General features: G+C 36.0%; 18 protein-coding genes. 11 read left to right on the top strand and 7 right to left on the bottom strand.

All coding sequences use genetic code 11. The annotated features are described in order from the left end of the window. Positions 1–4: 4 nt before the first annotated feature. Positions 5–526, bottom strand: coding sequence for an acyl-CoA thioesterase (locus DIT68_RS08815; RefSeq protein ID WP_109359430.1), 522 nt, complete (start codon positions 524–526; stop codon positions 5–7). 175 nt (positions 527–701) lie between these two features. Here DIT68_RS08815 and hemJ point away from each other — a divergent pair, with 175 nt between their 5' ends. The 3 genes from hemJ to DIT68_RS08800 are packed head-to-tail and all read left to right on the top strand — an operon-like array spanning position 702 to position 3,033. Beyond that, complete coding sequence (hemJ, locus tag DIT68_RS08810) at positions 702–1,241, top strand: protoporphyrinogen oxidase HemJ (RefSeq protein ID WP_109359429.1); 540 nt, start codon at positions 702–704, stop codon at positions 1,239–1,241. Further along, positions 1,238–2,014, top strand: coding sequence for a TatD family hydrolase (locus DIT68_RS08805; RefSeq protein WP_109359428.1), 777 nt, complete (start codon positions 1,238–1,240; stop codon positions 2,012–2,014). The genes hemJ and DIT68_RS08805 overlap by 4 nt, the downstream gene beginning before the upstream one ends. Before the next feature lie 2 nt (positions 2,015–2,016). After that, a complete protein-coding gene (locus DIT68_RS08800) occupies positions 2,017–3,033 on the top strand; it encodes an asparaginase (protein WP_109359427.1) in 1,017 nt (338 codons plus the stop codon). A gap of 255 nt (positions 3,034–3,288) precedes the next feature. Here the strand turns inward: DIT68_RS08800 and DIT68_RS08795 are convergent, their stop codons facing one another. From DIT68_RS08795 to purD, 3 genes are all read right to left on the bottom strand, one after another. Further along, positions 3,289–5,490, bottom strand: a complete 2,202-nt coding sequence (locus DIT68_RS08795; protein ID WP_109359426.1) for a peptidylprolyl isomerase — start codon at positions 5,488–5,490, stop codon at positions 3,289–3,291. Positions 5,491–5,570: 80 nt separating this feature from the next. Further along, positions 5,571–6,836 (bottom strand): hemolysin family protein, encoded by a 1,266-nt coding sequence (locus DIT68_RS08790; protein ID WP_109359425.1) that lies wholly within the window; start codon positions 6,834–6,836, stop codon positions 5,571–5,573. Between the two features lie 67 nt (positions 6,837–6,903). After that, positions 6,904–8,178: a phosphoribosylamine--glycine ligase gene (purD, locus tag DIT68_RS08785; RefSeq protein ID WP_109359424.1), complete on the bottom strand. Its 1,275-nt coding sequence runs from the start codon at positions 8,176–8,178 to the stop codon at positions 6,904–6,906. 203 nt (positions 8,179–8,381) lie between these two features. Here purD and DIT68_RS08780 point away from each other — a divergent pair, with 203 nt between their 5' ends. The 3 genes from DIT68_RS08780 (at position 8,382) to DIT68_RS08770 (ending at position 11,283) form a co-directional block, all read left to right on the top strand. Further along, on the top strand, positions 8,382–9,680 hold the full coding sequence (locus tag DIT68_RS08780; RefSeq protein WP_109359423.1) for a peptidoglycan DD-metalloendopeptidase family protein: 1,299 nt from the start codon (positions 8,382–8,384) through the stop codon (positions 9,678–9,680). Positions 9,681–9,691: 11 nt separating this feature from the next. After that, a complete protein-coding gene (locus DIT68_RS08775) occupies positions 9,692–10,744 on the top strand; it encodes an NAD(P)/FAD-dependent oxidoreductase (protein WP_158276149.1) in 1,053 nt (350 codons plus the stop codon). 125 nt (positions 10,745–10,869) lie between these two features. Then, on the top strand, positions 10,870–11,283 hold the full coding sequence (locus DIT68_RS08770) for a BrxA/BrxB family bacilliredoxin (protein ID WP_109359421.1): 414 nt from the start codon (positions 10,870–10,872) through the stop codon (positions 11,281–11,283). A 619-nt stretch (positions 11,284–11,902) separates the two neighbouring features. Here DIT68_RS08770 and DIT68_RS08765 read toward each other — a convergent pair. Both DIT68_RS08765 and dprA read right to left on the bottom strand, forming a co-directional pair. Next, a complete protein-coding gene (locus DIT68_RS08765; protein ID WP_109359420.1) occupies positions 11,903–12,199 on the bottom strand; it encodes a GIY-YIG nuclease family protein in 297 nt (98 codons plus the stop codon). A 35-nt stretch (positions 12,200–12,234) separates the two neighbouring features. Continuing rightward, positions 12,235–13,347, bottom strand: a complete 1,113-nt coding sequence (gene dprA / locus DIT68_RS08760) for a DNA-processing protein DprA (RefSeq protein ID WP_109359419.1) — start codon at positions 13,345–13,347, stop codon at positions 12,235–12,237. Positions 13,348–13,564: 217 nt separating this feature from the next. On the opposite strand from dprA, the gene kdsB reads away from it, so the two are divergent. From kdsB to DIT68_RS08740, 4 genes are all read left to right on the top strand, one after another. After that, positions 13,565–14,284, top strand: coding sequence for a 3-deoxy-manno-octulosonate cytidylyltransferase (kdsB, locus tag DIT68_RS08755; RefSeq protein WP_109359418.1), 720 nt, complete (start codon positions 13,565–13,567; stop codon positions 14,282–14,284). Positions 14,285–14,436: 152 nt separating this feature from the next. After that, positions 14,437–15,609, top strand: a complete 1,173-nt coding sequence (locus tag DIT68_RS08750; RefSeq protein ID WP_109359417.1) for an HU domain-containing protein — start codon at positions 14,437–14,439, stop codon at positions 15,607–15,609. A 22-nt stretch (positions 15,610–15,631) separates the two neighbouring features. After that, positions 15,632–16,834 (top strand): C1 family peptidase, encoded by a 1,203-nt coding sequence (locus tag DIT68_RS08745; RefSeq protein ID WP_109359416.1) that lies wholly within the window; start codon positions 15,632–15,634, stop codon positions 16,832–16,834. A 163-nt stretch (positions 16,835–16,997) separates the two neighbouring features. Continuing rightward, positions 16,998–18,095 (top strand): endonuclease/exonuclease/phosphatase family protein, encoded by a 1,098-nt coding sequence (locus DIT68_RS08740; RefSeq protein WP_109359415.1) that lies wholly within the window; start codon positions 16,998–17,000, stop codon positions 18,093–18,095. Positions 18,096–18,328: 233 nt separating this feature from the next. Here the strand turns inward: DIT68_RS08740 and DIT68_RS08735 are convergent, their stop codons facing one another. Further along, positions 18,329–19,147 (bottom strand): UbiA prenyltransferase family protein, encoded by an 819-nt coding sequence (locus DIT68_RS08735; RefSeq protein ID WP_109359414.1) that lies wholly within the window; start codon positions 19,145–19,147, stop codon positions 18,329–18,331. A 331-nt stretch (positions 19,148–19,478) separates the two neighbouring features. Here DIT68_RS08735 and DIT68_RS08730 point away from each other — a divergent pair, with 331 nt between their 5' ends. Then, the gene (locus tag DIT68_RS08730) at positions 19,479–20,003 is read left to right on the top strand and encodes a hypothetical protein (RefSeq protein ID WP_146194169.1); all 525 of its coding nucleotides are present in this window, start codon (positions 19,479–19,481) and stop codon (positions 20,001–20,003) included. Positions 20,004–20,006: the final 3 nt, after the last annotated feature.

The following is a 20,006-nucleotide window of genomic DNA, read 5'->3' as shown; positions in this document are numbered from 1 at the left end:
CGATCTAGTTTTCATCAGGCAAAAACAGTCTTTTTAACTCAGTAGCTTCTTGCGGATTCATTTTTCCAGCTAAAATCAAACTCAATTGTTTTCTTCTTAAAGCGCCATCATAACGCTCGATTTCCTCTTTTGTTTCTGGTTCAATTTGAGGAACACTAATTGGTCCTCCGTTCTGATCTACCGCCACAAAAGTATAAATTGCTTCATTGAGTTTTGTGCGTACTCCAGAAACTTGATTTTCAATAAAAACATCAATAAAAACCTCCATTGAACTTGTGAATGCACGAGAAACTTTCGCTTCTAAGGTCACCACATCAGATTCTTTAATTGGCGAACCAAAAGAAACGTTATTCACAGAAGCGGTAACTACAACCCTTCTGCTGTGGCGCTGTGCAGAAATTGCCGCTGTAACATCCATCCAACCCAATAACTGACCTCCAAACAGATTTCCATGCGGATTTGTATCGTTTGGTAATACAATTTTCGTGGTTACAGTCAATGATTCTTTTGGCGTTTTCTTTTTCATCTGATAATTTTTCGACAAAATTAATACAAGCAAAAGACTTATGGGTTAAAGAAAGATAAATTAATTGGATGAAAATTTTAGGGTAAGAGAGCATTCCAATTACAAATCAACAAAACCCAATTAAGTTACTAATAGAAATGTGGCTATATTAAAGAAACCTTTAACTTTGCTCATCATGAGTTATACCGTATTAAAAGCCTTGCACATTATTTTTATGGTCAGCTGGTTTGCTGGACTATTCTACATTGTGCGTTTGTTCATTTACCATACAGAAGCGCAAGAAAAGAGTGAACAAGAAAAGAACATCTTGAGCGCTCAGTTCACCATTATGGAAAAGAAATTGTGGTGGATTATCACTACTCCCGCCATGATTTTAACATTGGTTTTCGGGATTTCGATGTTGATTGTTAATCCTGCATTACTCAAAATGCCTTGGATGCATCTCAAACTCACTTTTGTGGCTTTATTGCTCGTTTATCATTTCAAAAGTCAATTGATTATGGGTAAAATGCACAAAAGTATTTTCAAATGGAGCTCTAATCAATTGCGTTTATGGAATGAAGTAGCCACCCTTGCTCTTGTAGCCATTGTGTTCTTGGTGAGTCTGAAAAATAGTTTGAATTGGATTTATGGAACTGTTGGGTTCTTCGCTGTTGCGGTGGCCCTCATGATTGCAATCAAAATTTATAAACGATACAGAACAAAGAAAAAATGACCTATATAGATACGCATGCCCATTTATATTCAGATAAATTTGACGAAGACCGCGATGAAATGATTCAACGTGCTATTGAAAGTGGTGTTTCTAAATTATTCCTTCCAAATATTGACATTTCTTCTATTACAAAAATGGAAGAATTGGTGGCAGATTATCCTAATGTCTGCTATTCTATGATGGGTATTCATCCTTGTGATGTGAACAAAGATTGGGAAACGCAATTTGAAGAAGTGAAAACACATTACAAGAAAGGACATCACATTGCGATTGGAGAAATTGGAATTGATTTGTATTGGGACAAAACTTTGCAGAAAGAACAAACGGAATCTTTTCGAGCGCATATCAATTGGGCAAAAGAGGAAGAATTGCCTATTGTTATTCACTGTCGAGATTCATTCGATGAGATTTTTGAAGTCTTAGATCAGGAAAACGATGATAGACTTTTTGGCGTTTTTCATTGTTTCACCGGTACAGAAGAGCAAGCCGAGCGCATTCTAAATTATGGAGGTTTTAAACTCGGAATTGGCGGAGTGGTGACCTTCAAAAATAGTGGTGTTGATAAAGCGATTCAGAATATTGATTTGAAAAATATCGTTCTGGAAACAGACGCTCCTTATTTAGCTCCTACTCCATTTAGAGGAAAAAGAAATGAAAGTGCTTACATTCCCATGATTGCCCAAAAACTGTCTGAAATCCATGGTATAAGTGAAGAAGAAATCGGTAGAATAACTACTGAAAATGCGTTGGAAGTTTTTAAAATAAAGTTATAAATATGCAGCAGTCAAAAGTGTTAATGATTTATACTGGAGGAACAATTGGAATGATTGAAGATCCCGAAACGGGTGCATTAATGGCCTTTGACTTTGATCATTTAAGCGACCAAATTCCAGAACTTTCAAGAATAAATGCGGAATTAGAAGTTGTTTCTTTAGGCGAACCGATTGACTCCTCTGACATGTGTCCTGAAATATGGCAAAACATCGCTCAAAAAGTTGTAGATAATTATGAAGATTATGACGGTTTTGTGATTTTACATGGTTCCGACACTATGGCTTTTACTGCTAGTGCCTTGAGTTTTATGCTTCAAGGAATCAAAAAACCCGTTATTTTAACAGGTTCTCAACTGCCCATCGGAACCATTCGAACAGATGGAAAAGAGAATTTAATCACTTCCATAGAAATTGCAGCCTCAAAAATAGAAGAAGAAAGCATTATCCAAGAAGTAGCTATTTACTTTGAATATTCTTTATACCGAGGAAATAGAACAACAAAAGTTTCTGCGCATGCCTTCGAAGCTTTTATTTCTCCCAACTATTTGGATTTAGCAGTGGCAGGGGTAGATATAAAATATCATCCTTCCGCTTTCTTTAAAACAGAACTACAAGAACTCAACTACAAACCTAAAATGGATGACAGGGTGGCGCTGATGAAGATTTTTCCCGGTTTCTCAACAGAAGTATACAAAAGTATGTTCGATTTCCAAAAAGTAAAAGCAGTTGTGATTGAATCTTTTGGGGCTGGAAATGTGCCCAACAATACTGCCTTTTTCGAAATGATTAAATCTTACATTTCTGAAGGAGGAATCGTCATCAACATCACACAATGTTCTTCAGGAAGTGTTTCTCAAGGAAAGTATGCCAATTCAACAATGCTTAACCAAATTGGCGTAATAAGTGGCGGAGATTTAACCACAGAAGCGGCGATAACGAAGATTATGTATTTGCTGGGGAATTATTCAGATGTGGAAGAAATTAAGCGTTTGATGCAGGTTTCATTGGTGGGAGAGTAGGGAAATTTTCAATTACGAATTGAGAATTTCGAATTTTAAAAAGTGTACTTCCCTAAATAGGGTTGACCGTTTTGGTTAATATTCTTAATTTATTCCAATCGGACGATTCTAATCCAGAGCTTTGTCAGTCCCTGATATAGGTTAACAACCAACAATTCGTAATTCACAATTACCCCATTCGTAATTATTTATTTTTCATAAAAAAAACCGTTCAGACTATAAGTCAGAACGGTTTTTTTATGAAAAATAAATTGACTACCGTATCCCGTGTCTTCTTAATTTTCTATTATCAATAACATCTGCTGATTCAATCAATGCAGAACGGAATTGGTTTTCAATCGTTGTTCTATTTTGAGATTTGATTTGCTCAATCTCAGCTGAATAATCTGTTGTTTCCTCTGCTGGTGTTGTTTGATCTACTCTTAAAACAAAAACTCCGTTTGTTCCTTTTACTGGAACTGAAGTTTCACCATCTGCTAATCCAGAAAATGCTGTACCGATGATTTGTGGCTCACGACCAACAGCAACATTACTTGCAGAGAAAGTTAAACCTTCGTTTTCAAGTTTTGCTCCTAATTCGTTAGCTAAAGCTTGAAGGTCTGCTTCTTTACCAATCATTTGATCAATTAAGTAATTCGCTTGTTTTTCTTTACGAATTTCAGCGCGGATTGCATCTTCCACAAGCTCCAATCTTGGTGTTCCTGCTTCAATAACATCAGCGATAAACGCCACTACGATACGGTTATTGTCACGAATTGGAGAAGAACTAAGTGTACCTGCTTTGTTTCCTTCATCGTACGCCAAACGTAAAATACGACCTTCAGCTATTTCATTGAATCCGGCAACAGAAGGTTCTTCATCTTGAATCGTTGCAAACCTTACAGAGTAACCTTTATCCCTTGCATAAGTTTCAAAAATAGAGTCTCTTACTTTTCCAGATTTACCGCTAAACTTATCATCTAAATCGTAAATGTAGTTTGAGGCTTCAGAATTTACTTGATCTGCTGTAGTTTTTGTTGCTTCGATGTTTTTAATTACATCTGCAAGAATAGGACGTTTTGTTTCCTCTCTATCCAAAACTTCAACAATGTGAATACCATAAGTTGTTTTCACAGTTCCCATAGTTCCCACTGGCTTGAAGAAAGAGAAGTCATTGAATTCTGGAACCATTTGTCCTTGAGGGAACTTTTCATACTTACCACCATTGTTTACAGATCCTGGATCTTCACTAAACTCAGTTACCATTTCTTCGAAGTTGTTCTTAGAACGAATAACTCGCATGATACTGTCTGCCTTTGCTTGTGCTGCATCAAACTCTTCTGGAGACCCTGCATTGATTAAGATATGACGAACTGAAGCTGTTTTTTCTTCCCCAAATCCAATTACTTTAGAAATCTTAGCTCCGTTTTGTCCAACATAAGGCCCTACAACATCACCTACGTTAGCCGCTTCCATTTCCGCAGCTACAGAAGCAGGATAAGTTGGTCCTTGCTGACCTGCACCTTCTGGTTTTGCCATTGCAGTTGAGTCGTTAGCATATCTTTTCACATCACTATAACGCATCACAAATGCAGAATCGTTTTTCACCGCAGCGAACTTTGGTTTCAACTTAGTCAAACGTTCAAAAGACTGCGTAGAATCTTCTTTACTTGGGTTTACAGGAATTACAAAATAAGCAATCTTACGACTTGCTTTTTGCTTGTACTTTTTATCATTCTTGTGCTCGTTGAAGTAGCTTTTCACCTCTTCCGCTGTTGGTTCCGCAACTGCATCCGTTGGAACTTTCGTGAAGTTTTGATAAACGTAAGTAACATTTTTTACTGTTTTCTTCGCTTTGTACTCGTGCTTTCCCTCCAAGGTTGTCGCATGAACACCTGTTGTTAGAAGCGCATTGTACTTCTCCTCCATTCTTACTTGTGCAACATAGTCCATCAAATCTTTATACTGTTGTGCACTTCCCGCTTCAGGAGATTCTCTTAGTTGATCTAAAGCTTGACGCAATTGATCTGGCGCAAATTCTCCAGTTACAGAATCTTTAAACTGTGTTGAAATAGAAGAAGGTTTGTAACCATTAGTTCCATACAACACATTTTCTAATTCATACTCATCTACCACCAATCCAACTTCTTTATACTCTTTCTTCATCAATCCATCAATGATTGAAGTTTGCCAAGCTTGTCTGATTGCGTTTTTATCATCTTCCTCAGTAAATCTTACTTGTTGCGTAGGATTTTGCTGTTGTTTATTTTGCATAATGTTATTACGCGCATTATTTAGGAAAAGATTATACTGTTGTTCGTCGATTTTTTCTCCGTCAACAGTTCCAATTCCATAGACGTCTTCTTGTGGACCTCCTCCTACGGAACTCAAGTCACCTATAATAAATGCAAGCATTGCAATACCAATTACTGCAATTAAAAGCCACGATTTCTCGCGTATTTTTCCAATTAAAGCCATTTTTTCTGTTTAATTTAAGGTTGCGAATATAATATTATGAATCAAAATATGAAAGGATAAATGTGCATTAAATATCTTTCTTACTGATTTGTAAGAATCTTCAAGCGAATTACCTCTATTCTTCGGTCAGAAACTGCTTCAATTCTCATACTATAATTCTCTAATTCTAGAATCGTTCCTTCCTCAGGAATCGACTCCAAGTAGTGTAAAACTAAGCCTCCCAAGGTTTCGTACTCACTTGATTCTTCCAATTCAAAATCGTAGGCTTCGTTGAGGTGATCAATATCTTGACGTGCTGAAAATAAATATGTTGTTTCATCAATTTGCTGTTCCAAAAGCTCATCCATATCGTGTTCATCTTCGATATCACCAAAAATCTCCTCCACAACGTCCTCAATTGTGATCAATCCAGATGTTCCACCATACTCATCCACCACAATTGCGATATTTCCATGTTGCTTGGCAAATAGCTCTAAAAGGTCTTTAGCGAGCACTGCTTCTGGAACAAAAGCTATCGGAATTAAAATTTCTTTAATTCGGCTGGGCTTCTTGAACAATTCAAAACTATGCACATATCCAATGATATTGTCTATAGTATCTCTATAAATCAATATTTTAGAAAGACCTGTTTCGATGAATCTATTTTTCAATTCCTCGATAGAAGATTCAATATCTAGTGCTACAATATCTGTTCTTGGAATCATACAATCTCTGGCTTTTATGTCAGAAAAACCTATTGCATTTTGAAGAATCTGCATTTCATTATCCAAATCGTTCTCATCTTCCATGCGTTCATTTAAATCACGCACATAATCATCCAAATCAATTTTAGAAAACACCAATTCTCCAGTCTTCACATCCATTCCCACAAGCTTCAACAAACCGTTACTGATGGTCATTGTGAAAATGGTGAGTGGATACAAGATCCCGTAAATAAGCACCAAAGGAAAAGAAAGGAATTGTAAAACCCTATTGGGATTAATTTGAAAAGTGGCTTTAGGCAGAAACTCAGCCGTAACTAAAATTAATAAAGTAGATAAAATAGTTTGTATTAATAAGGTAGCCGCTTCACTTCCCCCAACCATGGGAGAAATCCAAGGCTCCAATATTTGCGCCATCCAAATTCCATAAACCACCAAAGCGATGTTGTTCCCCAACAGCATTGTAGCAATGAAACGACTGTCATGCTTCACGAAGTTGGCCAAGACCTTCCCTGAAAAAGTCCCTTTCTTGTTGTCCAATTCAATTTTTAGTCGATTGGCCGTTATAAAAGCGATTTCCATTCCAGAGAAAAAAGCGGAAGCTGTAATTGCAATTGCGATGACGATTATACTCGACGGATCCATATAGTTTATTAAGTACTGATCTGCGTTATTTAGAAATAATACAGTATAAATTTAGAAAAAAAATAGGTTAAAGTAAATCTTGACCAATATCTTTTCGGTAATAAGCACCCTCAAACTCAATATTCTTGATTGTTTCGTAAGAAGTTTCTATTGCAGACTCAATATCATTTCCATAAGAGGTAACGGCTAAAACTCTTCCGCCAGCAGTCAAAACCGCGGGACCATCTGATGCCGTTCCGGCATGAAAAACTAAGCTTTTACTAACTGCATTTAATCCATAAATGGTTTTTCCTTTTTTGTAGGCTTCAGGATATCCTCCAGAAACCATCATTACAGAAACGGCACTTCTCGGATCAAACTCCACATCTCTTTCTGATAAGGTTTTGGTTGCCACTCCTTCAAACAAATCTACAAGATCAGATTTTAAACGAGGTAAAATCACTTCGGTTTCAGGATCTCCTAACCTACAATTGTATTCAATAACATAAGGTTCTCCTCCAACATTGATAATTCCGATGAAAATAAAACCGTTGTATTCTATTCCATCGGCTTTCAATCCTTTTACAGTAGGTACAATAATTTGATTGTAAACCTTATCTGAGAATTTCCCTTCTGCGAAAGGCACTGGGGAAACGGACCCCATTCCGCCCGTATTTAATCCCGTATCTCCTTCACCAATTCTCTTGTAATCTTTTGCTTCTGGAAAAACTTTAAATCCATCTCCATCTGTCAAAACAAAAGAAGACATTTCAGTTCCTTTTAGGAATTCTTCTATTACTACTTTTGCGCCAGCACCTCCAAATTTGTTATCCAATAACATCGAAGAGAATTCTTTCTTTGCTTCATGAATATCTTGTAAAATAAGAACTCCTTTTCCAGCCGCTAAACCATCTGCCTTCAAAACATAAGGCGCTTTTAAGCTGTCTAAAAAAGCAAACCCTTCCTTGATAGTGGCTTTTGTAAAAGTTTTATGCTTTGCCGTTGGTATATTGTGACGGTTCATAAAGTCTTTCGCAAAATCTTTACTCCCCTCTAACTGCGATGCTTCTTTATTTGGTCCAATAACAGAAACATGAGCAAGCTCTTTGTCTGCTTTAAAAAAATCTGAAATCCCAGCAACTAGAGGCGCCTCTGGCCCAACTACCACCATATTAATTTTGTTTTTCAATACAGTTGCTTTCACTGCTTCAAAATCACATGGGTCTAGTGAAATATTTTCTCCGTATTCTCTTGTACCCGCATTTCCAGGAGCAATAAACAAAGATTCTAAAGTGCTACTTCTTGACAATTTCCAAGCCAAAGCGTGCTCTCTTCCTCCTGAACCTAAAAGTAATATTTTCATTATTTTCTATTTGGTGCGCAAAGTTAATATTTCATGACGATAGAAGAGAATAAGTTGAAAGTTTTAGCGTTAATTACTTCATTAAACTCTCCAAAGTGATTAATTTTGTCTCCAATTTCCACGTTTTGATGGAGTAGTTAAGCTGCTTAGCAAGCAAGTATTAAATCCCAAAACGTATTATTGAAAAAAGTAATTGTGTTTTTATGAAGTTGTTCCCTTTCCTTTTCGTGTTTATTTCTCTTATTCTCGCGGCAACATCTTGTAGCCCCTCCAAAAAAGTAGAAGCAGAAAATATTCCTGTGACAGACACTGTGGTTGTTGAAAAAGATTTACTCTTCGGTTTTGATTTATCTCAATATGATATTGCATTTGACACCGTTGAGCAAGGTTGGACATGGAATAATTTATTTAAGGATTTCAAAATCGATCAGCATACTATAAATACTACTGCTGAAAGATTAAAAGACAGTTTAATCGGAATGAAATATATTCTTGCAGGTAAACCTTTTATGACATTCACCGAAAAAAAGGATACCAGCAATACTCCAAAATATTTGGTCTACGAACCTGATGTTTTTTCCTTTGTTACTTTTGATTTCAGTCAAGATTCTGTAGGCATTCGAAAAGAAGTTCGCCCAGTTGAAATCACCGAGCGAATGGTGAGCGGTCAAATTGCGAAAAACTCTAGCCTATCGGTAGAATTAGGAAAAAGCTTTGACAATTACCAAATGACAGCAGCTATCTCTGACGCCATTGAAGGTGTTTATGCATGGAGTGTCGACTTTTTTAAATTGCAAGTTGGAGATAAGTTCGTAGTGTATTATGATGAAAAAAGCGTGGATGGGGTTCCTTATTCAGTAGATAAAATTAAATATGTTTGGTTTGAACATGCCAACAAAGGACTTTATGCCTTTAACTTCACAGATTCAACGGGAGAAGTTTCTGGCTTTTACGATGAGTTGGCCAACGAAATGAAAAGACCATTCTTAATGTCTCCTGTAAAATTTTCTCGTATCAGTTCCTCCTTTAACATGAATAGATTACACCCAATTTACAAAACAAGAAGGCCACATTTAGGAACAGATTATGCTGCCCCAACAGGAACTCCAATATTGGCCACTGCAGATGGAACAATTTCTAGGGCTTCTAGAAGTCGTGGAAACGGAATTTACGTAAAAATTAGGCACAACAAAACTTATGACACGCAATATTTGCACATGAGTAAAATAGCAAAAGGAATAAAAAGCGGTGTTCGCGTAAAACAAGGAGACGTCATTGGATATGTGGGGTCTACGGGTGCTGCCACAGGTCCGCACGTATGCTATCGTTTTTGGAAAAATGGAAAACAAATCAATCACCGTTCAGAGAAGTTCCCAAAATCGGAACCTATGAAAGAGGAAGTGAAGCCAGAGTATTTCGAATATATTGCTCCGTTTAAAGAAAAATTAGATGTTGAAATATTGAAATTATCAGTGACACCCGCTTTGGAAAGTGAAGTATAAAACATGAACTTGTGAAAATTATAATTGTTGGAGGTGGCTTATCAGGCATTACTTTAGCTCACCAGTTAGAGGAAAAAAAGATTGATTTTCGAATTATAGACGAAGGAATAAATCACAGCACAAAAGTAGCAGCGGGAATGATTAACCCTATGACTTTTCGCCGAATGATTAAAACCTGGAAAGGTGATGAATTAATTCCAACATTAAAAGAGTTTTATCCCGCAATAGAAAAGAAAATAAAACACAAATTCTTTTTTCAAAGAAAATTGCGACGCGCTTTTAATTCTGAACATGAGCGTGACTTGTGGATGGAAAGACTTGAGGAAAATGAATATGATGACTACCTGAATCCTCCAGAGGACAAAAAAAACACACCAAGTCACTTAAAAGCGCCCTTTGGAAATGGATTTTTAAGTACTCCAGGATATGTTGATGCTAAGAAATTCATGCAGTACAATCATGACTACTTCATTGAAAAAGGCCTTCTTGAGTATGGTAAATTTGATTTTTCCGAATTAGACCCTTCCTCGAAAACATATAAAAACGAGGAATTTTCGCACCTCATCTTTTGTGAAGGCTACAAGGGTGAAGACAATCCCTATTTTGGCTATCTCCCTTTTAGTAATGCCAAAGGAGAAGTGCTCACTGTAAACTCTGATGTTTTTGACAAGAATGAAATCCTCAACAAGAAGTGCTTTATTTTACCCACAGAAAATGGTGACTTTAAATTAGGCGCTACTTACGCTTGGTATACTCAAGACACTTCACCAACGGAAGAAGCAAAAAAGGAACTTTTAGAAAATTACAATTTATTGAGTTCCGCTCCAATTGAAGTGATAGATCATGAAGCAGGTATTCGACCAGCGGTTGCAGACAGAAGACCACTTATCGGCGAACACCCTACACATAAGGGGTTGTACATTTTTAATGGCTTGGGTTCAAAAGGCTACATGATCGCTCCTTATTGCGCTATAGAATTTGTTGATTTCCTCATGGGAAAAGGCGAAATAGATCAAGAAGCAGATATTCAACGTTTCTACAAAAAACACTTTAACAAGCAGTAGTAAAGCCCATTCTTGAAAAGCCAAAAAGTTAATAAATCATGTTAAGTTAAAATAAAGTTTAAAATGTCCTTTAATCAAACTTTGCTTATTACCTTTGTCTACAGAACAATTAAAACTTTATATATATGTATCCACCAGAACTAGTTGCTCCGATGAAGGAAGATTTAACTTCAGTAGGATTCAAAGACCTAACATCTCCTGAAGATGTTGACAATATGATTAAAAACACAAAAGGAACTTTATTAATGGTTGTAAACAGCGTTTGTGGCTGTGCAGCTGGAAATATGCGTCCTGGAGTAAAAGACTCTTTAAAAGGGAATATCAAGCCAGACGCCATGGGAACCGTTTTTGCGGGAGTGGATAGCGCTGCGACACAACAAGCAAGAAATTACTTTTTGCCTTATCCTCCTTCTTCACCGTCGATTGCGGTATTTAAGGATGGTAAATTGGTTCATTTCTTAGAGCGTCATCACATTGAAGGGGTTACTGCGCAAATGATTTCGGATAATTTACAAGAGGCCTACAAAGAATTCGCCTAGTTTTTGTTTAGAAATCCCATTAGTTGCGTTGCAATTATTTTAGAAAATAATCATTGACAAAAGTCAACTCATATTTTTAAAATTTCATGCGCCTTACTAATGAAATTTCTAATTCAAAAAGTGAATCATACAGCTTCAAAAAATATTAAAAAAGCAATAGGAGAAATCTTGTTGCTTTTTTAGGTTTAATTGCTTTTCGTTATTTTTTTGGCCTTGAAAATTAAAGTTATAACACAATGAATTCTTAGACATTTTTTTCATTTGTATAAAAGTTGATTTGCACGGGTAGTTTATAAATCATCCGCACAATCCTGATAGCGAATTCATTAAATCATTCACAAACTCTATACAGCACCTTTTTGATTTAATTTTAGTTAATCGAAACACAAATTATTTTCAATAGCAATTGCACAAAACAATGCCCATATAAACTAGAGCCATGTAAATTTAGATTCGAAATAGTGTGAAAACTATTAACGACAACCCCATATTAAACAGAGATCCCGCTTTTCTCAACCTAAACACCTCAACGCTTGTCATCCTTTAATCATTAAAATCTGTGATTTTTGTGATTGAAGGATCTCACCTTACGGTATACCTTTATTAAATAGGTAGTCAATTACAATATCGGAACTTTTATTTCATTCCACCCAGGGTTATTTCCATTTATTAACTCTTCTTTTCTAGAGCGCGGAAAACGTTTCAATTGTTTCTCTCTTTTTATTGCTTCTTTAATCCAAGAGAAGGATTCAAAATAAACAAGCTTGTTAACATTGTATTTTTCTGTGAACCCTTTATTTCTTTTTGTTTTGTGTTCAAAAGTTCGTCTAGCCAAATCATTGGTTACACCAACATAAAGAACTTTATTGTTTTTATTGGTAAGGATGTACACGTAGTATTTTTTGGTGGCAATCATGATTTTTGATTTTATTTTGTTTACTATTTCTTCTTCTACAAACAGCTCAAAGCATACTTCTTCCCCGGCAAACTCATCACAACACCACGCAGTTCTAATCCTAACAAAATTCCGCTTAAAACATGTCCTGGTTTTTTCAATCTTATAGAAAGAACATCCAGAGAAATCTTTTCAAATTCTTTTATTGCTTTAACAATTAGTGTTTCATCGCCATTGAGTCCTTCAAACAAATTGGCTTGAATTACTTTTGCTTTGTCCTCTTTCTGCCACTCCATCAATCTGATCAAATCTTTACCTGATGTTATTAAATGTGCTTTACTATCTGCAATTAAGCGATTACAACCTTTAGAAAAAGGCCGATCGATATCACCAGGAAAAGCAAAAACATCTCTAGCGTAGTCATTGGCTAATAAAGCCGTAATCAAAGAGCCTCCGCGCTCACCGCTTTCTATTACAATGGTTGCATCCGTCATTCCTGCAACAATCCTGTTGCGTTGTGGAAAGTTCTCTCTGTCTGGCTTCGTGTTGTGCGGAAATTCAGTAATCAATCCACAGCCCTTGGTTTCCACCATTCTTTTGGCCAGCTTCATGTGTTGATTAGGGTAAATTCTATCCAATCCATGTCCCAACACCCCAATTGTAGGAATTCCATTTTCCAAGCATTTCTTGTGTGTGTAACCATCAACACCATAAGCCAATCCTGAAATCACTTGTACGTTATAAGGTGCAATCGCAGAAATTAACTCGTTAATCAATTGTTTACCATAACTGGTCATATTCCTTGTGCCTACAATGGCAATGGTCTTTCTTGGGTTAAAATCGAAGTCTCCTTTTTGAAAGAGCAGCATTGGACCATCAGCACATTCTTTTAATCTTCGCGGATAGTTTTTGTCTGTAAAAAAAGTGGTTTCTATTTCATTTTTTTCTACAAAACTTACAATAGATTCTGCTTCCAAAACTGCTTTGGATTTATTTAAATTTCTAAAACGTTCCTTGGCAAATCCCGGAATTTCGGTTTGTAGCTTAAAGTTTTCGTCAAAGAGCTTTTGTTCACTGCCCAAATAGGCCAATAAAACTTTTGCTCGGCGCGCTCCAACTCCTTCTAATCGGGTTAAAGCCACTTGGTGAATAAGGTGGTTATTTTTCAAATCTTAAGTTTTTAATTTAGGTTTTTTATCTATTTGAGAATGAAGATTTCTCAATCAGACAATAACTAAGATAATGAAATATATTCCATAAAAGAAAGGCATTTGTGATTTTAATTTGAGAAAAATCAGTTTTCATTCAAAATAGTTTCCCCCTTTCTTACTCGTTCATTTTATTATAAATAATATCTTTAAGCACGAATTCAATTCTATTTAAAAGATGAAAAAACTCGCAATTATTCCAGCACGTTATGCTTCCTCAAGATTCCCGGGAAAACCTTTAATCGATTTGGCAGGAAAAACAATGATTCAAAGGGTGTTGGAAGGTGTTACAAATTCAAAGCATTTTGATGAAGTTGTGGTTGCTACAGACAATGAAAAGATTGCGAACCACATAAAAGAAATTGGGGGGAAAGCAATGCTCACAAAAGCATCGCATGAAAGTGGAACAGACCGTTGTGGAGAAGTCATTGAAAGTTATTCTGATTTCGATATTGTAGTCAACATTCAAGGAGATGAACCTTTGGTAGACGCCGAACAATTGCGACTTTTACTGGCTGCTTTTGAGGATGAAACTGTTGAAATTGCAACTTTAGGATCACCAAAAATCACTTCAGAAGATAGAAATGATTCAAATAGAATTAAAGTGGTTGTTAATCATAAATCAGATGCGCTATATTTTTCGAGAAGTCCAATACCCTTCGAAAGAAACCAAGAGAATTATCCTTTTTTAAAACACATCGGCTTGTATGGTTTTCGAACAAATACTTTAAAAAAATTAGTACAACTCTCTCCTAATGTTTTAGAACAAACAGAGAGTTTAGAGCAATTGAGATGGATGTATTATGGATACAAGATTAGGGTTGTAGAAACGGATATTGAAACACCAAATATTGATACGCCTGAGGACGTTGAGGTGGTGTTAAAGAATTTGAAATAGGTGGTTTTGTTTTTTGTAGAGACGCAATGCATTGCGTCTCTACAAAAAACAAAACCACAAAATCCAATTTATCTTCATTTTTACCCACATTTTTGTAACTTTTAAAATCATATTAGGTATACCTAAAATTATTAATTTGTATCTTTGCTTACATGACACATTTGGACGCTCTTCTCGGAACTTTACTTTTACGCAACAATTGCGTTGTAATCCCTAATTTTGGTGGATTTGTTGCTAATAATGTCTCTGCCAAAATTGATGTGAAAAATGGCTTAATTACTCCACCAAGTAAAGCTTTAAGTTTCAACAAAAACTTGAGTAATAATGATGGTTTAATTATCAACCATTTGGCCAACGAAAAAAAGCTTTCTTTTGATGAGGCCCAAAACATTATTTCCCTAGAAGTTCAGCAAATTAAGTCCCAACTAAATGAAGGAAAGCGAATTCATTTTCATAATGTTGGCTTTTTATATACCAACACTGCAGGAAAAATAGCGTTTGAACAGGATCGTTTTTTTAATTTACTGCTTTCCTCCTACGGTTTAGGAAATGTACAATTCATTAGTGAAGAAGAGGAAGTTGAGCCGGTTATAATTGCTCCAAATGCAGTCAACGCAAAAGAAACTGCTCCAGTTGCTCCAACTATAATTTTAGAAAACGAGCCTACTAAAGCAGAAAATAATGAAGATGCCCAAGAAATTGAACACCCTGCTGTTGCTCAAAAATCATCAAGCACTTTATTCGGGAAAATCGCTAAATATGCCGCAGTAGCTGCTTTGGTACCACTTGCGTTCTACAGCTTTTGGATTCCAATGAAAACAGACGTCCTGAAATCAGGAATTGTTTATTTAGACGATTTTAATCCTTTTAAAGGAGCGGAAGATTCCAAATATGAAAGCGCAATGAACAAAGAAGGTCTTACTATAGATTCTGTTCATTCTTCCACAACTTTGTCTTCCATCACTGAAAATTTAAATTCTGGAGCACCCGTTTTTGCATATCCACTATCAGATGACTTATTTATTCCTGTTTGGAGAAAAGTGGAAACAACAGAGAACATTAAGCACTCTGAGAACCTTGAGAAAGACGAGGTTGCAGCTCCTAAAAACAGTTATCATGCAATTGTTGGTTGTTTTAGTGATCCAACAAACGCTAATGATTTAATTGCTGAATTAAAATCAAAAGGATTTAATGCTTACAAAGTGGATGTTAAAGGAGGTTTACACAGAATATCTGCTGGAAACACAACAAAACGTTCAGAAATTTCAACTTTACGTGCAAATTTAGAATCGACAGATTTGAATGTTTGGATTCTTAAAAAATAAAAATCAATAAATTTATATTTCTATGAAAAAAATAATTCTTTCTCTTGCAGCCTTTTCTGTAGGACTAATCGGCTATGCCCAAAACATCACAAATGTTGAAGGTTCAACATATAACTTCACCGAAGTTGCGCATTTAGATGCTACACCTGTCTTATCTCAAGGATATACGGGAACTTGCTGGAGTTTTTCGGCATTGTCGTTTTTCGAATCTGAAATGATCAGAAAAGGTGTTGAGAATCCGCCAATTTTATCGCAAATGTACATCGCACGTAAAGCTTATGAAGGTAAAGCGGAGAACTACATCAGAATGGATGGTAAAAGTAATTTCTCTCAAGGAGGAGCTTTTCACGATATTCCTTACGTATTTGAAAGATATGGAATTGTTCCAAATGACGTTTACGGAGGATTGAATTACGGATCTGACAAACATAATCACCAAGAGCTTTTTGCTGGATTAAATGGTTATATGGGCGGAATTCTGGACTATGTAGACAATAAAAAATCAGCAACACTTTCTAAAACATGGAAAGCTGGACTGAATGGAATTTTAGATGCTTATTTTGGAGAAGACCCAACAAAATTCACTTTCGAAGGAAAAGAATATACGCCAAGATCTTTTGCAGAATCTACAAAATTAGACATGGACGATTATGTTTCTTTGACTTCATTCACACACTTCCCAATGCATGAAGAAGTTCAATTAAGAATTCAAGACAACTGGGCTTGGGGAAAAAGCTACAATGTTTCGATGGACGAATTGCTAGAAGCGACAGTTAACGCTGTAAAAAATGGTTACACTGTTGCTTGGGCTTCTGATGTTTCTGAAAAAGGATTCAACTTTGGGAAAGGTTTAGCCATCGTTCCAGAAGACGAAAGCACAATTCAAGTAAGAGGTAGAGACAATTCAAACTTCTCTGATGCTGGTGCAGAAAAAATCTCTGACGCTTTCATGACGCCAGTAAAAGAAATTACAGTAACTCCAGAAATGCGTCAAGAAGGTTATGACAACAAAACCACGACTGACGATCACGGAATGCACATTACTGGACTGTATACAGAAGCTAACGGAACGCGTTATTTCTTAGTAAAAAACTCTTGGGGAACAGGAAATTATCCAGAAGGATATTTATATGTTTCTGAGAATTACTTTAAGTTGAAAACGATTAATGTTTATATGCATAAGGATGGAGTTCCTAAGAATATCTCGAAAAAGATTATGAAGTAGGCATTAAGAAAGGTTATCACGAGATGAAATCTCGCGATAACCTTCCCTATTGACCCCGACACTTGCCAAAGTGTTACTGCGAGATTACCTTCGGTGCTACTTCGTGGTTTATCTCGTAGTTATACTTTGGACCCACTGGTTGAACACAGAATATTTAAAAAACATGACAGTAACAAAAACATATACGATTTTAGCCTTGATTTCATTGGCACTTTTCTCTTCTTGTGGAAATGGAGAGAAAAGGATGGATAGTAAAAACAAATCAGTTACTGAAAAAGAAGCTCTCTATCCTCACGAACTTTTAAAGTCCTTTGAGGATAGGCCTTTTTTCTTTTATAATGTTGAAAATTTGTTTGACACAATAAATGATCCTGAAACAAAAGATGAAGCTTTTTTGCCTGAGAGTGAGAAACAATGGAATACCAAGAGATATTACGACAAGCTGGAAAAATTAGCGACTGTCTTAACTCATCCTTCAGAGAATAATCCCCTGTTTATTGGTCTTGCTGAAATTGAAAATCGTTTTGTGGTTTTAGATTTAATGAAAACTGGAAGGTTAGCAGAGACAAAGTATAGAGTTGTTCATTATGACGCGCCGGACGTTCGCGGAATTGATGTTGCTTTGGCTTATGACCACGAAAGATTCAAAGTGATGTATGAGGAAGCAATTGATTTGTCAATTATTGGTGAACCAGACTATAAAACACGTGATATTCTTTATGTAAAAGGATTGTTGAAAGACAGTTTAGATTTACATGTTTTTGTGAATCACTGGTCTTCTAGGAGAGGTGGAGCGGAAGAAAGCGAATACAAAAGAATCAATGCTGCCAAAGCTTTACTCTACAAAACGGACTCCATTCGCAATGTGAATGCTGATGCCAAAATCATTATCATGGGAGATTTCAATGATTATCCAGATAATAATTCGATTCTTAATACTTTAGGTGCAGGATTGGCTTCAAATGCTACGAATTTCGTGAATCTCATGCTGCCAATGCACGAAAACGGAGAGGGAAGCTATAACTACCGAGGAGATTGGGGAATGTTGGATCAATTCATTGTTTCGCCAAGTTTAGTAGCACCAAAAAGCGGACTTCACATCAAGGAAAGCAAAGCCTTTATGGTGAATGACGATAGATTTATGCATTTCAATAAAGCTGGAGAAAAATCACCCAACAGAACTTATGGTGGACCAAATTATTATGGAGGTTATTCAGATCATTTGGCCATTTATGGGTTTTTGAAGGTGCTTGAGGAGTAGGTTTTTGAACTATAAATTGGAACGCGGATGACGCTGATCTTCGATCACAGATTTTCACAGATTAAAGAAAAGTTTTAACCGAACTCTTTGATAAAGTTATAGAGATTGTTTCACAAAAGGAAACATTCAATTAAAATCCTGCGATTATCCGCGTTGCTTGCAGTTCTGCTGAGCTTGTCGATGCATCCGTGTCATCCGCGTCCCATTACAGCGCAAACAAACGCATTCCATCCTCAAATAAAATAAATAACCAAAGCATAAACGATTATCCACCCATCAATTATTCCAGAAAAATACATTTCGTGGCGAGTGGTTTGGCTACCAACTATTAGAATTCCCAAAACAAAATAACAGAGATAAAACAGCCACAAATGGATAACAACTGGGAAGAAAAGATATAAACTCAAAGCGCTTAATCCAGCAAAAACCAAAGCGATACCCTTCGACCCTTTCACGCCAAAAATTTGTGGAATGGTAGATTTATGCTTTTTATCATAAACCAAATCTCGGATATCGAAAGGGACAGTTGCAGCGAGAATAAAAAAGAAAATTGAGAGTCCTAGTCCAATGGGGAAATCGGTTGAATCTGCAATTCGCATATAGGGCCAATAAACAGAAACAAGCGCCCATTGTGCTGCAATTAAATAAATCTTAGCGTAAGGAACATCTCGCAATGCCATAGATTTTGGATGGATTTTCATAGCATAAAGCACGCCGATAATCGCACTAAAAGCCAAGAACCAAAAATCAATATTCCAGCCTAAAACTGTAAAATAAATTGCAATTGATCCAATTATTCCGATTCCAGCAAGAGTTTTGATTAAAAAAGTATGATTTTCCAACCAATGGTGTCGATCCGAAGATTTTACTTTTATTTCTCCCGAGCGAAGAATGCGCTGAATGTTGTAGATGAAAAGCGTGGCGAAGAAAACCATAAAGCCAATTCCAATGTAATGAGGATTACCTAGTTTTACGGCACAAGAATAAGCGAGAAGTCCGGCTGAAAAGCTGACAAGGATGTTGCTGTATATTAGATATTGGAGTATGCGCATAATTGGTTTGTAAAATTACGGGAATAAAAACTGTTCTTAAATAGTGTCTGGACGGAAACACATCAAAATTAAAAACAGTTCTTTTTGCGATAGTTCCCTTTATTTTTAATCACCTGATGCTAAGGTATCACCTCATAAAAATAATTTCAAATCTCATCAAAAATAATCTATTTTATAAAATTCATCTGTTTCCGACCAACCACTAAATAGAATAAAAGCTTTTTTCATTGTAAAAATGTTCCTATTTTTCGTTATATTTATAAAAGTCAACCTTTAAATAACCACAAAGAGGATTAACTTAAAAGTGAATCTTCTTGTAATTAACTTAAAAGTGAATATATTTGCAACCATCAAAACTGCCCAATCGTTTAATAAGGTAACTTATTATACAGTAAAATTTGAAAACGAGGAATATTCTGAATTTGAGAAATTTATTATTAGGCATAGGAATGTGAGCGAGATTCACAATGAGTACAATGATCTAATGGCACTAATTAAAATATTAGGAAATGAAATTGGAGCACTTGAGCGTTATTTTTCGAGAAAAGAAAGAAAAGCCGAAGCCCTACCACCAGAATGGAATAAACTAAGAACTCATGAAAGAAAACTTCATATCAAATATCATCACAACCTTCGATTGTATTGTATGCGCATAAGCGATGAATTTGTATTTTTATTTAATGGTGGAATAAAAACACCAGGTAAAATTACAGCACAAGAATGCAAGGTAGTTCGTCAATATTTTCGAATGGCAAACAAGCTTGCTTCATGCATAGAGGAAGCAATGAAAGACGGAGAAATCAGCTTTCATGGTAAAAGAATAGAAATAGAAGAAGATTACGAATTAATACTTTGAGAA

It is taken from the genome of Brumimicrobium oceani, assembly GCF_003143775.1.
GTDB lineage: Bacteria > Bacteroidota > Bacteroidia > Flavobacteriales_D > Crocinitomicaceae > Brumimicrobium > Brumimicrobium oceani.
This window is presented reverse-complemented; position numbering and strand designations above follow the sequence as displayed.

Bases quoted from the DNA above. Each gene is read 5' to 3' on its own strand.
- purD (WP_109359424.1), bottom strand. From the start codon at position 8,178: ATGAAAATATTACTTTTAGGTTCAGGAGGAAGAGAGCACGCTTTGGCT.
- DIT68_RS08780 (WP_109359423.1), top strand. From the start codon at position 8,382: ATGAAGTTGTTCCCTTTCCTTTTCGTGTTTATTTCTCTTATTCTCGCG.
- DIT68_RS08770 (WP_109359421.1), top strand. From the start codon at position 10,870: ATGTATCCACCAGAACTAGTTGCTCCGATGAAGGAAGATTTAACTTCA.
- DIT68_RS08735 (WP_109359414.1), bottom strand. From the start codon at position 19,147: ATGCGCATACTCCAATATCTAATATACAGCAACATCCTTGTCAGCTTT.
- DIT68_RS08790 (WP_109359425.1), bottom strand. From the start codon at position 6,836: ATGGATCCGTCGAGTATAATCGTCATCGCAATTGCAATTACAGCTTCC.
- DIT68_RS08750 (WP_109359417.1), top strand. From the start codon at position 14,437: ATGACACATTTGGACGCTCTTCTCGGAACTTTACTTTTACGCAACAAT.
- DIT68_RS08740 (WP_109359415.1), top strand. From the start codon at position 16,998: ATGACAGTAACAAAAACATATACGATTTTAGCCTTGATTTCATTGGCA.
- DIT68_RS08805 (WP_109359428.1), top strand. From the start codon at position 1,238: ATGACCTATATAGATACGCATGCCCATTTATATTCAGATAAATTTGAC.
- hemJ (WP_109359429.1), top strand. From the start codon at position 702: ATGAGTTATACCGTATTAAAAGCCTTGCACATTATTTTTATGGTCAGC.
- kdsB (WP_109359418.1), top strand. From the start codon at position 13,565: ATGAAAAAACTCGCAATTATTCCAGCACGTTATGCTTCCTCAAGATTC.
- DIT68_RS08800 (WP_109359427.1), top strand. From the start codon at position 2,017: ATGCAGCAGTCAAAAGTGTTAATGATTTATACTGGAGGAACAATTGGA.
- DIT68_RS08745 (WP_109359416.1), top strand. From the start codon at position 15,632: ATGAAAAAAATAATTCTTTCTCTTGCAGCCTTTTCTGTAGGACTAATC.
- DIT68_RS08815 (WP_109359430.1), bottom strand. From the start codon at position 526: ATGAAAAAGAAAACGCCAAAAGAATCATTGACTGTAACCACGAAAATT.
- DIT68_RS08795 (WP_109359426.1), bottom strand. From the start codon at position 5,490: ATGGCTTTAATTGGAAAAATACGCGAGAAATCGTGGCTTTTAATTGCA.
- DIT68_RS08765 (WP_109359420.1), bottom strand. From the start codon at position 12,199: ATGATTGCCACCAAAAAATACTACGTGTACATCCTTACCAATAAAAAC.